Source organism: Streptomyces sp. 8K308 (genome assembly GCF_004348315.1).
Taxonomy (GTDB): domain Bacteria; phylum Actinomycetota; class Actinomycetes; order Streptomycetales; family Streptomycetaceae; genus Streptomyces.
Genome location: NZ_SMKC01000212.1, coordinates 1 through 12,172 on the forward strand (window position 1 = coordinate 1; position 12,172 = coordinate 12,172).

The following is a 12,172-nucleotide window of genomic DNA, read 5'->3' on the forward strand; positions in this document are numbered from 1 at the left end:
CCGAACCCCCGGAAACGCTCCCCCGCGCCCGCTCCCCGCAGGCGCGGGGGAGCCCCTTCGCCCACTACTCTTGACGTGTGAACCTACGCCTGTATGACACCAGCACCCGGCTGATCCGTGACTTCACCCCGCTCCAGCAGGGCTGCGTCTCGATCTACCTGTGCGGTGCCACCGTGCAGGCGCCCCCGCACATCGGTCACGTCAGGTCCGGGGTCAGCTTCGACATCATGCGTCGCTGGTTCGAGTACCGCGGCTTCGACGTCACCTTCGTCCGCAACGTCACGGACATCGACGACAAGATCATCGCCAAGAGCGCGGAGCTCAACCGTCCCTGGTGGGCCATCGGTTACGAGAACGAGCGGGCGTTCAACGACGCCTACGACGCGCTCGGCTGCCTGCCGCCGACCTACGAGCCGCGCGCCACGGGGCACGTGCCCGAGATGATCGAGATGATGCGCACGCTCATCGGCCGCGGCCACGCCTACCCGGCCGACGGCAACGTCTACTTCGACGTGCGCAGCTTCCCCGGCTACCTGGGGCTGTCCAACCAGGACCTGGACCACCTGCTGCAGCCGTCCGGCGAGGGCGAGACCGGCAAGCGCGACCCGCGCGATTTCGCCATGTGGAAGGCGGCCAAGCCGGGCGAGCCCAGCTGGGAGACGCCCTGGGGTCGTGGTCGTCCCGGCTGGCACCTGGAGTGCTCGGCGATGGCGTTCAAGTATTTCGGCCGCGCCTTCGACATCCACGGCGGCGGCATCGACCTCGTCTTCCCGCACCACGAGAACGAGATCGCCCAGTCCCGCGCCTTCGGCGGCGAGTTCGCCCGCTACTGGGCGCACAACGCCTGGGTCACGCTGGCCGGCGAGAAGATGAGCAAGTCCCTGGGGAACTCGGTGCTGGTCTCCGAGATGACCAGGCGCTGGCGCCCCATCGTGCTGCGCTACTACCTGGGCACCCCGCACTACCGATCGACCATCGAGTACAGCGAGGAGGCGCTGGCCGAGGCGGAGGCCGCGTTCGGCCGGATCGAGGGCTTCCTGCACCGGGCCGTGGAGCGGACCGGCGAGGTGGAGCCCGCGGCCGTCGTGCCGGAGGACTTCGCCACCGCGATGGACGAGGACTTCGGCGTGCCGCAGGCCCTGGCGGCCGTGCACACCACCGTCCGGCAGGGCAACGCCGCGCTGGCCGAGGGCGACAAGGAGTCGGTGGTCGCGCTCGTCGGTCAGGTGCGGGGGATGCTCGGCGTGCTGGGCCTCGACCCGCTCGACCCCCGGTGGAGCGGCGGCGCCCAGGGCCGCGGCAAGGAGCTGGCCGGCGTCGTCGACCGCCTCGTCGGGCTCGTCCTCGCGCAGCGCGAGGCGGCGCGCCAGCGCAAGGACTACGGCACGGCCGACGCCATCAGGGACGAGCTCGGCGCCGCCGGCCTGGTCATCGAGGACACCCCCAACGGACCACGCTGGGAGCTCGGTTGACCGACCGGTCGACCGCGTGACACCCCCAGCCACACGAGAGTCAGAAGAAGCAGAAGATGCCAGGCAACAGCCAGCGCCCCAACCGACGTACCAGCAACAAGAAGGGCATGCAGGTCGGCAGCGGCGGCCAGCGCCGCAAGGCCCTCAAGGGCAAGGGGCCCACGCCGCCCGCCGAGATGCGCACCGGCCACGTCAAGAAGCGTGCCGCCGACGCCAGGGCACGGCGCGAGGCCGCCCGCCCCGCCGCGCGGCGGGGCGCCAGGTCGGCGGCCGAGATGGTCGTCGGCCGCAACCCGGTGGTCGAGGCGCTGCGTGCCGGCGTGCCCGCCAAGACACTGTACGTGCAGCAGTTCCTGGAGAGCGACGACCGCGTCACCGAGGCGATCAAGCTGGCCATGGAGCGCGGCTCGGTCAACCTGCTCGAGGCGTCCAAGGCCGAGCTCGACCGGCTCACCGGCGCGCTCCACCACCAGGGCATCGTGCTCCAGGTCCCGCCCTACGAGTACGCGCACCCCGACGACCTGCTCGACGCCGCGCACGACGCGGGCCGGCCGCCGCTGATCGTCGCGCTCGACGGGGTCACCGACCCGCGCAACCTGGGCGCCGTTGTGCGGTCGGTCGCCGCCTTCGGCGGGCACGGCGTGGTGGTGCCGGAGCGCAGGGCCGCCGGGATGACGGCCGGCGCCTGGAAGACGTCGGCCGGCACCGCGGCGCGCACGCCGGTGGCGCGCGCCACCAATCTGACGCGCGCGCTGCAGGCGTACCAGAAGGCCGGTCTCACCGTGGTCGGCCTGGCGGCCGACGGCGAGGCCGACCTGGCGGACGTGGCCGCGCTCGACGGGCCGCTGGTGGTCGTCGTGGGCAGCGAGGGCAGGGGCCTGTCGCGGCTGGTCGGCGAGACCTGTGACATCCGGGCGCGCATTCCGATGCCGGGCGGCGCCGAGTCGTTGAACGCGGGCGTGGCGGCCGGCATCGTGCTGTACGAGGCGGCGCGCCGCCGCGGCTGAGGGCTGGTCCACCGTAGTTGACGGGTCGCGGACAGACTTTGTGGGGTCAAGGCAGTGTCTTAAGCCGTGTCACTCAGTTAGATGAGTGTGGACACCAGAACACCCCGCGGCCTCTCGATGGACGAGCCGGTGCTGAGCATGGTCAAGGTGCCGTGCGACCCCGCACAGGTCATCGTGAACCACGCCAGTTTCCGGGTGCGGCTCGCCACCCCGCCCCCGGTGAGCATCAGGCTCGGCGACACGGCCTCGCTGCCTCGGGTGCCGGCCGCGGCGGGCCGCCGCCGGCCCCTCGTCTGGTCGGGCCGCAGCGCTCCCGGCGACCCGGGGGCCAGCGGCCTGCTGCAGGCGGTGCGGGAGGCCGGCCACGGCGGCGTCGTCACCGACGTCGCCACCCAGGTGCTCTCACGCGTCACACCCGTCGTGGCGCCGCGCGGTCCCCAGCCGCCCGAGCGTCCAGGTCTCGCCGCGGCGGCGCCGACCGAGCTGCTGTCGGTCGTCCAGGACCTGCCGCCGGTCGAGCGGCGGCGCCCCGCGGACGGTCGCCAGTCCTACCAGCCGGGCCACCGCGCCAGCCGGATGAGCCTCGGCCTGGTGCTGCTGCCGCTGCGGGTGCTGCTCGGCTTCGTCGCCATCTACGCCGGCATGGGCAAGCTCACCGACCCCGTCTACTTCGACGGCGGCCTGCGCGGCTCGCTCTACGCCTGGCTGGACTCGCTCGAGCCATGGGCGCTGGCCGCCCCCCTGCACAGCTGGGCGCTGGCCCACCCGGTCGGGGCGGGGCTCACCGTCGCGTTCGTCCAGATCATCGTCGGCGTGCTGACCGTCTTCGGCCTCTGGCAGCGCTTCGCGGCGACCCTCGGGGCGCTGCTCTCGCTCGCCCTGCTGCTCACCGTGAGCTGGCAGAACGGGCCGGCCTACGACACGCCGGACGCCATCCTGTTCGCCGCGTGGACGCCGTTGATCATCGCCGGCGCCCCGGTCCACTCGCTCGACTTCCGGCTGGCCACCGAGGCGTGGCGCACCCTGGGGCCGCGCGCCCCGCTGGCCGAGCTGCGGCGCCGGGCGCTGCGCCGGGGCGCGATGTTCGCCACGCTGCTGGTCGGCCTCGCGCTGCTGGTCGGCTCGATGCTGGGCGGCGCGGTGCGGTCGGCGCAGTTCGCCACGGTGCCCGAGCCGGGCGAGCCCCCGCGCAACCACCTGCCGGGCGAGCGGCTGCCTGAGGACGAGGCGGAGGCCGGCGAGGAGACGGAGTCATCGGCCGGCCCGACCGAGGGTTCCGGCGCGGCCGAGGACGACGAGTCGCCGGCCGATGGCGAGCCGGGCGACGAGGCGTCGAGCGGCCCGAGCGCCGGGGCGACCTCGGGCGCGGAGACCACGGGGCCCGGCGCCGAGGAGCAGGCCCCGCCGACCGAGCAGACCGTGCCGGTGCCGCAGCAGTCGGCCCCGCCCCAGGAGTACTACCCGCCGGAGGAGGCGGCGCCGGCCGCCCCCGCGCCCGACGCGGGCGCCTCGGGCGGCGGCGAGTCCGCGCAGCAGGACCCGCCGGCGGAGAGCGGGGGTGAGCGGAGCAGCCTCGGCCCCATCGGCGGGCTGCTCGGTTAGGCGACGTCGGAGGGGTCCTCGGCTAGACCGTAGGGTGTGACCGGCGTCACGGGAACTCGTGACCGTGGCCGGACAACACCCGGAGTGGACCATACGATGCACGCCCGCGTGCGGGCCGGCGATCCCGACGCGTTCCGCGACCTGTTCCGGGCGCACGCGGGCCTCGTCTACGGATACGCGGCCCGCGCGACGGGCGATCCGAGCCTGGCCGAGGACGTCGTCTCGCTGACGTTCCTTGAGGCCTGGCGGCTGCGCGCCAAGCTGCGCGACGAGGGGGAGTCGCCGCGCCCCTGGCTGATGGGGATCGCGGTCAACGTGCTGCGCAACACGGCGCGCGCCAAGCGCCGGCACGAGCGGGCCATGGCCCGCCTCAGCCCACCCGAGCCCGTTCCCGACCCGGCCGAGGGGGTGGTGGGCCGACTGGCTGACGCCGAGCGACTCGCGGCTGCCAGGGCCGCGTTGGGCCGGCTGACCACGACCGAGCGTCAGGTGTTCATGCTCGTCGTCTGGTCGGGGCTCAGCTACGCCGAGACCGCCTCGGCCCTCGGCATCCGCCTCGGCACCGTCCGCTCCCGCCTGTCCCGGGCCAGGACCCGGCTGCGCCGGCTCGCGGACGAGGAGTTGGCGGCGCGGGCGGAACCCGCCGTCCGGCGCGGACAAGGAGAGGGTGGCCGCCGGATCGGGGCGGCCCGGTCGATCGAGGAGAGCAGCCGATGACACACGATCCCGTGGACCGCGAGGAGTTGGCGCGCCTGCTGCCGCCACCGCGGGTTGCCGAGCTCCCCGAGGACCGTCGACTCAGCCTTGAGGAGCAGTTGATGAACGAGATCCAGACGCCGGAGTCCGCGCCGGTGCCACCGAGGCGGCGGCACCGCCGCCTGGCGTTGATCGCGGTGCCAGCGCTCGCCGCCGCGCTGGCCGGCGTCCTGGTCGTCGGCCAGCCAGGCGACGACGGGGGGCGGGAGGCGGGTGGCCAGCTCCAGGCCACGATCGAGCGGATCGCCCTGGCCGCCACCAGCCTGGACCTTCCCGTGCCCGAGCCGGACCAGTACATCTACGTCGAGAGCCAGGTCTCCTACCTCGCGGTGGAGTACAACGCGACGAGCGGCGAGACGACCAGCCACGTCGAGGAGCTCCACCCGCGCGAGACCTGGATGTCGCCTGACGGCCAGGAGGGCTGGCTGGAGGAGTCGCGCCAAGGGGACGGCGTGGAGATAGGCGGCTCGCCCGCCTCTCTGACGTCCCCCTCGTACGACTTCCTCACCACGCTGCCGACCGATCCCGAGGCGTTGCTCGACCTGATCTACGGGGATGGGCAGGGCGAGGGCGACAGCCGGGAGGAGCGGGCGTTCAGCACCATCGGCACCCTGCTCAGGGAGCAGTTGCTGCCCCCGGAACTGAGCGCCGCGCTGTACGAGGCGGCGGCGCTGATCCCCGGCGTCTTCCTGGTCGATGACGTGCGGGACGCGGTCGGCAACCCGGGCATCGCCGTGGCCAGGGAGAGCGAGACCTACGGTGAGCGGGTGGAGTGGATCTTCGACGCCGAGACGTTCGCCTATCTCGGCGAGCGCGTCGTGGCGATGGACCGGGAGGGGGTCGAGCCCGGCACCGTCACCGGGTACACCGGGCTGACCCGGATCGCGGTGGTCGACGAGCTCGGCGAGCGGCCCGCCGACGGCGCGGCCTGAGCGCTCCGCCGGAAGCACCGGCAGGCGGTCGCGCCCACGCGGCGGGGCCGCCTGCTGGCAGCTGACGAGCCCGCTCAGCGTGCCGCCAGCTCCCTGGCCGCCTCCGTCAGGTCCTTGGCGGTGTCGATGGCCCGCCAGTACGCGCCCTGGGGGAGGGTGAAGCCGGCGAGGCGGCGTTCGCGGGCGAGGCGGGGGAAGGTGAGCCGCTCATGGTCGCCGCGGTCCGGCAGCAGCGCGGTGAACTCGGGGCCGAAGACGTAGACCCCGGCGTTGATCAGGTAGGGGGAGGGCGGGGACTCGATGAAGTCGAGGACCTGCCCGAACTCGTTGGTCTCCACGGCCCCCCACGGCATCCGGGGGCGGGCCAGCGCCAGCGTCGCGGTGGCGCCGCGCTCGGCGTGGAAGGCGGCCATCTCGCGCAGCGAGAAGCGGGTCCAGATGTCGCTGTTGGTGGCGAACCACGGCTCGTCGGGCCGGGGGAGCGCCGGGGCGGCGTACTTGAGGCCGCCGCCCCGGCCGAGGGGCTCGGGCTCCACCACGGTGGTGACCTTGACCGGCAGGTCGGTGGTGTCCAGCCACTCCTGGAGCACCTCTGCCATGTGCCCGCTGGAGATGACCACGTCCGTGACGCCCTCGTCGGCCAGCCAGGCGAGCTGGTGGCCGATGATCGGGGTACCGGTCCCCGGGATCTCCACCATGGTCTTGGGGCGGTCGTCGGTGTACGGGCGGAGCCGCGAGCCCTTGCCACCGGCCAGGATCATCGCCTGGGTGGGGAGCGGGGTGCCGGCTGGTACCTGGACGTGGTTCATGCGGGCAGCCTATGCGCTACGCCGCACGGCGCCGCCGCGTGGTTCAGCCGGCGTGGTTCAGTCCCGCGTGGTTCAGCCGGCCGCGGCGACGCCGGCCGCGAAGGAGGTGTCGCAGACGGGGCGGGAGTGCTGCTGCGCGCGCCGCGTCGAACCGTACTTCTCCACCGCTGCGGCGCCGAGCGTCTGGGCGATCTCCGCGCAGTGCGGGGCGAGGGACGGGTCGCGGGTGACGGCCTCCTGGAGGTCGGTGAGCGCGACACTCGGGTCCTCCTGCCGCAGTGTCAGCAGGAGCCGGTCGGTGAGCGCCTCCTCGGGTGCCAGCGGCTCGTGTTCTGCGGCGGCGGTCAGCACCTGGTCGTCGGAGGGCGCGACCCAGGCCACGCGCGAGACGGCGAGTGTCCCGGACAGCACCAGGATGACCGGGAGGGCGATGGCGAGTGTTCTGCCGATGTGACGGAGTGCCTGATTCACTGGTGGTCTTCCTCGCGAAACGAAGCTGATGAAGCGTGGCTGGCTCACTGGTTCAAACACGGTGAGGGCGTGGTAGATCGTAGCGAGGAGTAGTGTTTCGGTGACCTTTCGCCACTCTCACGAGTGAGGGGGTCCAGTGGATTTCGAATCCTGCGTCGCCCTGGGTTGACGCGCAGAGGGCCGTGTTTCCGCAACGTGTGCGGAAACACGGCCCTCACGGGACCCGAGGGGCGATCGTCAGTCGCTGAGCCGCTCGCCGGAGCCGGCGGCGAAGACGTGGGTCTCGCCCGGCTTGGGAACGACGTTGATCTTCTCGCCCTTGTGCGGCACGTCGCGGCTGTCGACGCGGATGACCAGGTCCTTGGTCTCGCCGCCGATCTCGGCCGAGCCGTAGACGTAGGCGTCGGCGCCGGTCTCCTCGACCACGTTCACCGTGACCGCGAGGCCGGCCTCGGCCTTCTCGTCCGCCTTCGCCAGGGCGGCGCCCTCGACCGAGCCGTCGCCGTTGACCACGGCGAAGTGCTCGGGGCGGCAGCCGACCACCACGTGGGTGTCGCCCTTGTTCTGCGCCTCGGTCAGCGCGGCGCGCTCCACCGGCACCACGCTGTTGCCGAACCGGACGCCGCCGTCGGTGATCGGGACCTCGACCAGGTTCATGGCCGGGGAGCCGATGAAGCCGGCGACGAAGAGGTTGGCGGGCTTGTCGTACATGTTGCGCGGGGAGTCGATCTGCTGGAGCAGGCCGTCCTTCAGCACCGCCACCCGGTCGCCCATGGTCATGGCCTCGACCTGGTCGTGGGTCACGTAGACGGTGGTGACCCCGAGCCGGCGCTGCAGGCCGGCGATCTGGGTGCGGGTCTGGACGCGGAGCTTGGCGTCCAGGTTGGACAGCGGCTCGTCCATCAGGAAGACCTGGGGCTCACGGACGATGGCGCGACCCATCGCGACACGCTGCCGCTGACCACCGGAGAGGGCCTTCGGCTTGCGGTCCAGGTACTCGGTGAGGTCGAGGATCTTGGCGGCCTCCTCGACCTTCTTGCGGATGTCCGTCTTGTTGACGCCGGCGATCTTGAGCGCGAAGCCCATGTTCTGCGCGACGGTCATGTGCGGGTAGAGCGCGTAGTTCTGGAACACCATGGCGATGTCCCGGTCCTTCGGGGGAAGGTGGGTGACGTCGCGGTCACCGATGTGGATCGACCCTCCGTTGACGTCCTCGAGCCCGGCGAGCATGCGCAGCGAGGTGGACTTGCCACAGCCGGAGGGGCCGACCAGAACGAGGAACTCACCGTCCGCGATCTGAATGTCCAGCTGGTCGACAGCGGGCTTGTCGCCGCCCGGGTAGATGCGGGTGGCCTTGTCGTACGTGACGGTTGCCATGTCCTCTTGTCTCCTTCTACCGGCAGGAACGTGCCGGACGATCCGAGTAGGAAGGTGTTACGCCCATATGTAAATGGACGACTGCCGGAAACCTAACTCGAAACAACGCGTTCTGTCAGTACCCGGGAACCAGGGAAACCGAGGTCAACAGTCCCACACGCTGTCGTCACCCTCCGTAGTTGACGGCAGAGCAACCGTCTTTTGACCACCCCTCGCCCTCACGGGTCGAGGTTCCTGCTTCACCGCCCCCGCCAGTCGCACGGGCACACCCGGCGCCCGGAGCCGTCCAAGGACACCTCCGGCTGGTCTTACACGGGCTCCACAGGCTTTCCGGCCGACGGCCCATCGGTCCGTAACGGACTCACACCCCGGCAGCCCTGATCAGCGCCGGCACCACCGCGCCAGGCGGGGCACCCTCCTGCCACGCCCCGAGCAGCCGCAGCCCCTCCGCGCGCGGGTTCCGGCTCGCGTTGACGTCGCGGTCGTGCACGACCCGGAACCGATACGCGCGCTCCCGAGCCCCGACCGGCTTGGCCGCGCGCACCCTCGAGCGCTTGGGCGACTCCCCAAGCGCCTCCGGCGAACCACGCCGGGGCGCCGGGATCCCGATCAGCTCCCGCCTGATCCACTTGGCCCGCTGCCCCGTGACGGTCGTGGCTGGCTGCCCCATGACGCCCCCCTTCGCTGATGAGCCGACTGTCAGAGCGCTCTGCTCGTATGAACGAAGGAGCGGCGATCGAGTTGCGCATAACCGTTATCTCTCTTATGTCAGTTGATATCGTGCGGCGGGTGCGCGCCACTGTCCCTGACGCGGTGGGGAGGGCGCCGTGTAGGCTGAGACGGCCTTTACGGCTCTCGCGGCCGTGGGCAGGCCGCCTTAGCTCAGCTGGCCAGAGCCACGCACTTGTAATGCGTAGGTCGTCGGTTCGAATCCGACAGGCGGCTCACAAGGGAAGCGCCCCGACGTGGGGCGCTTCGGCGTCCCAGGACCGCTGAGAGGGCGCGGTCGGCCGTGCCGGGGGCGGTCACGAGGCGTCGGAGGGCGCCGCCGCGCGGGTCAGGAGGGTGACACTCGCCGTCCATACCCGCCCGCTGCCGTCCAGCGGGCGCATGTGCGCCTCCGCCAGCACGACCCGGCCTGTCGCGCGGGCCACGTGTTCGAGCACGCCATCCAGGCGGCCGACGCGGCCGGTCGTCGGGTCGGTGACTCGCTCGCCCATCAGCTCGTGCGTGCCCCACCGCAACGCGATGTCCTGGGTCACCGAGCAGCCGCTTTCCCGCGCTTCCACGCGCAGTCGGCCGCGTGGTCGTCGTCGGTCATGGTGCCAAGGCGGCACTACAGGCAGGTGACCGATTTGCTGGCGATGAGCGGGCCTTCAAGACCTGTCACGATGACGACGTGTTCTGACTGCGGTTCGCCCGCCCGCCGGTCAGGGGTGTTCATTGCTGCGCCGGCCGGTGGTTCGAGCAGCGACGACCGGCCATGTGCAGCCGTTCACCACGAGGTCGCCGATCGGGAACAAGTCCGCGAAGACGATTCCGCAGTGCCAGCAGGCTTCACCGTGGAGTCGCGCGATGCTGATGTCGCCCACGTCGGGCGGCGTGGTGAGTACGGCGCACATGGCCCATCCCGTCTGCCGATTGGTCAGGTAGGCAGATGGTGGGCCGCGGCTGGCGCGGCAAGTGACCCGGTGTGGGTCAGCGTTGGGTCAGATGGCGCGGCACCACTCGGCGTAGCTGGTCAGGCTTTCGGCGTCCGCGCGTCGCAAACGTCGCAGGGTCCCGATGTCCTCGCGCACCCATTGATGCTCGCGGGCGTGCTGCGGCGCGATCCGTCGTGCGACCTTTAATGACTCGAAGGCGTCGTTCGGGCGCCCGGCCCATAGCTGGGCGCGGGCCAGCTCGATGTAGAGCTGCTGCGGCGCTCGGCCGGGAGAGCGCGGGGTGGTGCCCACTTCCGGGCGATGTCCAGAGCGCGCTGGAGGTGCTGTTCTCCGAGGGCGACGGAGAGCGACACTTCGTGGATTCGCGCCGAGTCGGGGCCGAACGCCGTGCCGTCATAGGTGTCTTCCGGCACGCGGTCGGCGAGGTCGACGGCGTGCCGCATGTGTTGCTTGGCGGCGTCATGCTGCCCGGCTCGGCCGGCGATGATCGCGGCCCGCATGTGGAGTGCGCCGCGCGAGGCTGTTGCCGTGGTGTCGTCCGGTGGCGGCGAGGCGTCGATGGCGCGTTCCAGCGCGCGAAGCCCGGCGGCGTGCGCTTGGCCGGCGAAGCACACCTCGGTGCGGACGTAGGCCACGGTTGCGGTAGTCACCGGATTGTCGGCCTGGGGCGCCGCCCAACGCATGAGGTCGACGAGCCGCGCGGAGGCGTCTATGGCGCCGTGCTTGTATGCGGCGGCGTCCACCGCCCGGCTTGCGGCCACCAGCAGCCGTGCCACCGCCGCCCGGTCAGCGGCCGGCACGGTGGCGAGCGCGCGCAGCAGCTCGGCCAGCAGGTTCGGTCCGGACCGCATGATCCGGACGTACTGCGAGCCGAGCCGGTATCGAACTGCTTGGGAAACGACGTCGTGCAGTTCGGGCGGCGGCCGGACCGGCCCGTCGTCGGGGTCGTCGTGCGCGGCGAGGACGCCGCGCAGGCTGGGCATCGCCTCGTGTACCCGTTGGGCCGCGCGGTCCCGGTCGTGGTGCAGTCGTTCGACGTCGATGCCAAGGGCGTTGGCGATCGCCTCCAGCACGGGCTCCGAGGCCCCGCGAGCACCGCGCTCGATCTTCTGGAGTGTGCCGGCGCCGAGGCCGGCGGCGTCAGCGAGCTGTCGTTGGGTCATGCGTGCGAGCCGCCGATAGTAGGCCACGCGGCGGCCCAGCTCCGGTGTGGTGTGCAGGGGCATGGTGGCTCCCGTTCGGCACGTTCGGTCCGAACGGTACTCGGATGGCTACGTTCGGGGTTTTGTGTTCAGGAGTTTGCCTCGGTCACCACATCGACCAGTTCGGAGAGGCTGTTGATGCTCCAGTCCGCCGCCTCACACACGGCTGGATCGTCCGCCCACAGGTGTCCCCATGGTCCCCGCCGCAGGTGTGCGGTGCGCAGCCCGATGTGGTGGGCGGGGAACACGTCGTTCGCGGGGTGGTCCCCCACGTACACGATCTCGTCTGGTCGAGCCTTGCCCAGGGTGATGACCCGCTGGAAGAACTCCTCGGACGGCTTGGCGACGCGCCAGTCACCGGATACCGCCACCGCGTCCACTGGCAGGTCGAGCGCTCGCAGCAACTCGCCGGCACGCGAGGTCTGGTTGCCGGCCACCGCGACGCGCACTCCGAGGTTCCGCAGTGCCGACAGCGCCGGCCGGACGTCGTGGTACAGGTCGTCTTCCTCCAGCGCCTCGCCCCGTCCGGCCGCCTCGCGTGCTCGATACTCGGCCGCCACGTCAACGCCGGGGCGCACCATGCGGATCGCGTCGGCGTTGTCTCGGCCCTGCGACACGGCGACCCCGACCAGCGCCGACAGAGTATGGCGGGGCACGTCGAACCAGTCGGCCCAGGCTGCCCAGTAGCGGTCGTCGCACGTGAGCGTTTCGCCGATATCGAGCACCACGGATCTGATCACGCGGACACCATACGGTCGCGACAGGCCTCCGCTGGCGGGGCGCTGTGCCGGCGAGAGGTGCTGCGGCCGGGTGTGGGGGCGCCTGATCCTGGGACGGGAGTGACCGGTGGAGGGCGCCGTGGGCCCTACTCGGGGTGGGG

At 71.8% G+C, this 12,172-nt stretch carries 13 protein-coding genes and 1 tRNA gene; 6 read left to right on the forward strand and 8 right to left on the reverse strand.

The annotated features are described in order from the left end of the window. Positions 1-77 precede the first annotated feature (77 nt). The 5 genes from cysS to E1265_RS24490 all read left to right on the forward strand — a co-directional run bounded on the left by cysS (position 78) and on the right by E1265_RS24490 (position 5,769). On the forward strand, positions 78-1,472 hold the full coding sequence (gene cysS / locus E1265_RS24470; protein ID WP_132933166.1) for a cysteine--tRNA ligase: 1,395 nt from the start codon (positions 78-80) through the stop codon (positions 1,470-1,472). A gap of 56 nt (positions 1,473-1,528) precedes the next feature. Then, positions 1,529-2,479 (forward strand): 23S rRNA (guanosine(2251)-2'-O)-methyltransferase RlmB, encoded by a 951-nt coding sequence (rlmB, locus tag E1265_RS24475; RefSeq protein ID WP_132933167.1) that lies wholly within the window; start codon positions 1,529-1,531, stop codon positions 2,477-2,479. Positions 2,480-2,560: 81 nt separating this feature from the next. After that, positions 2,561-4,081, forward strand: a complete 1,521-nt coding sequence (locus E1265_RS24480) for a DoxX family membrane protein (RefSeq protein WP_132933168.1) — start codon at positions 2,561-2,563, stop codon at positions 4,079-4,081. Between the two features lie 96 nt (positions 4,082-4,177). After that, complete coding sequence (locus E1265_RS24485) at positions 4,178-4,798, forward strand: RNA polymerase sigma factor (protein WP_132933169.1); 621 nt, start codon at positions 4,178-4,180, stop codon at positions 4,796-4,798. Beyond that, the gene (locus tag E1265_RS24490) at positions 4,795-5,769 is read left to right on the forward strand and encodes a CU044_5270 family protein (protein ID WP_132933170.1); all 975 of its coding nucleotides are present in this window, start codon (positions 4,795-4,797) and stop codon (positions 5,767-5,769) included. Before E1265_RS24485 ends, E1265_RS24490 begins: the two co-directional genes overlap by 4 nt. A 74-nt stretch (positions 5,770-5,843) precedes the next feature. Here E1265_RS24490 and E1265_RS24495 read toward each other — a convergent pair whose 3' ends face one another. The 4 genes from E1265_RS24495 to E1265_RS24510 all read right to left on the reverse strand — a co-directional run bounded on the left by E1265_RS24495 (position 5,844) and on the right by E1265_RS24510 (position 9,096). Continuing rightward, a complete protein-coding gene (locus tag E1265_RS24495; protein ID WP_132933171.1) occupies positions 5,844-6,578 on the reverse strand; it encodes a nucleotidyltransferase family protein in 735 nt (244 codons plus the stop codon). 72 nt (positions 6,579-6,650) lie between these two features. Further along, a complete protein-coding gene (locus E1265_RS24500; RefSeq protein WP_132933172.1) occupies positions 6,651-7,049 on the reverse strand; it encodes a hypothetical protein in 399 nt (132 codons plus the stop codon). Positions 7,050-7,286: 237 nt separating this feature from the next. Further along, positions 7,287-8,426, reverse strand: coding sequence for a sn-glycerol-3-phosphate ABC transporter ATP-binding protein UgpC (gene ugpC / locus E1265_RS24505; RefSeq protein WP_132933173.1), 1,140 nt, complete (start codon positions 8,424-8,426; stop codon positions 7,287-7,289). Positions 8,427-8,787: 361 nt separating this feature from the next. Next, positions 8,788-9,096, reverse strand: a complete 309-nt coding sequence (locus E1265_RS24510) for a hypothetical protein (RefSeq protein ID WP_132933174.1) — start codon at positions 9,094-9,096, stop codon at positions 8,788-8,790. Between the two features lie 201 nt (positions 9,097-9,297). Here E1265_RS24510 and E1265_RS24515 point away from each other — a divergent pair. Next, positions 9,298-9,371 (forward strand) — tRNA-Thr (locus E1265_RS24515). Between the two features lie 80 nt (positions 9,372-9,451). Here E1265_RS24515 and E1265_RS24520 read toward each other — a convergent pair. The 4 genes from E1265_RS24520 to E1265_RS24530 all read right to left on the reverse strand — a co-directional run bounded on the left by E1265_RS24520 (position 9,452) and on the right by E1265_RS24530 (position 12,032). Further along, the gene (locus E1265_RS24520) at positions 9,452-9,688 is read right to left on the reverse strand and encodes a hypothetical protein (protein WP_132933175.1); all 237 of its coding nucleotides are present in this window, start codon (positions 9,686-9,688) and stop codon (positions 9,452-9,454) included. A gap of 168 nt (positions 9,689-9,856) precedes the next feature. Then, complete coding sequence (locus tag E1265_RS37250; protein ID WP_165953862.1) at positions 9,857-10,018, reverse strand: hypothetical protein; 162 nt, start codon at positions 10,016-10,018, stop codon at positions 9,857-9,859. Positions 10,019-10,272: 254 nt separating this feature from the next. Then, complete coding sequence (locus tag E1265_RS24525; RefSeq protein ID WP_347877241.1) at positions 10,273-11,316, reverse strand: helix-turn-helix transcriptional regulator; 1,044 nt, start codon at positions 11,314-11,316, stop codon at positions 10,273-10,275. 65 nt (positions 11,317-11,381) lie between these two features. Further along, complete coding sequence (locus E1265_RS24530) at positions 11,382-12,032, reverse strand: HAD family hydrolase (protein WP_132933176.1); 651 nt, start codon at positions 12,030-12,032, stop codon at positions 11,382-11,384. Positions 12,033-12,172: the final 140 nt, after the last annotated feature.

Bases quoted from the DNA above. Each gene is read 5' to 3' on its own strand.
- ugpC (WP_132933173.1), bottom strand. From the start codon at position 8,426: ATGGCAACCGTCACGTACGACAAGGCCACCCGCATCTACCCGGGCGGC.
- E1265_RS24480 (WP_132933168.1), top strand. From the start codon at position 2,561: ATGAGTGTGGACACCAGAACACCCCGCGGCCTCTCGATGGACGAGCCG.
- E1265_RS24495 (WP_132933171.1), bottom strand. From the start codon at position 6,578: ATGAACCACGTCCAGGTACCAGCCGGCACCCCGCTCCCCACCCAGGCG.
- E1265_RS24490 (WP_132933170.1), top strand. From the start codon at position 4,795: ATGACACACGATCCCGTGGACCGCGAGGAGTTGGCGCGCCTGCTGCCG.
- E1265_RS24510 (WP_132933174.1), bottom strand. From the start codon at position 9,096: ATGGGGCAGCCAGCCACGACCGTCACGGGGCAGCGGGCCAAGTGGATC.
- rlmB (WP_132933167.1), top strand. From the start codon at position 1,529: ATGCCAGGCAACAGCCAGCGCCCCAACCGACGTACCAGCAACAAGAAG.
- E1265_RS24525 (WP_347877241.1), bottom strand. From the start codon at position 11,316: ATGCCCCTGCACACCACACCGGAGCTGGGCCGCCGCGTGGCCTACTAT.
- E1265_RS24485 (WP_132933169.1), top strand. From the start codon at position 4,178: ATGCACGCCCGCGTGCGGGCCGGCGATCCCGACGCGTTCCGCGACCTG.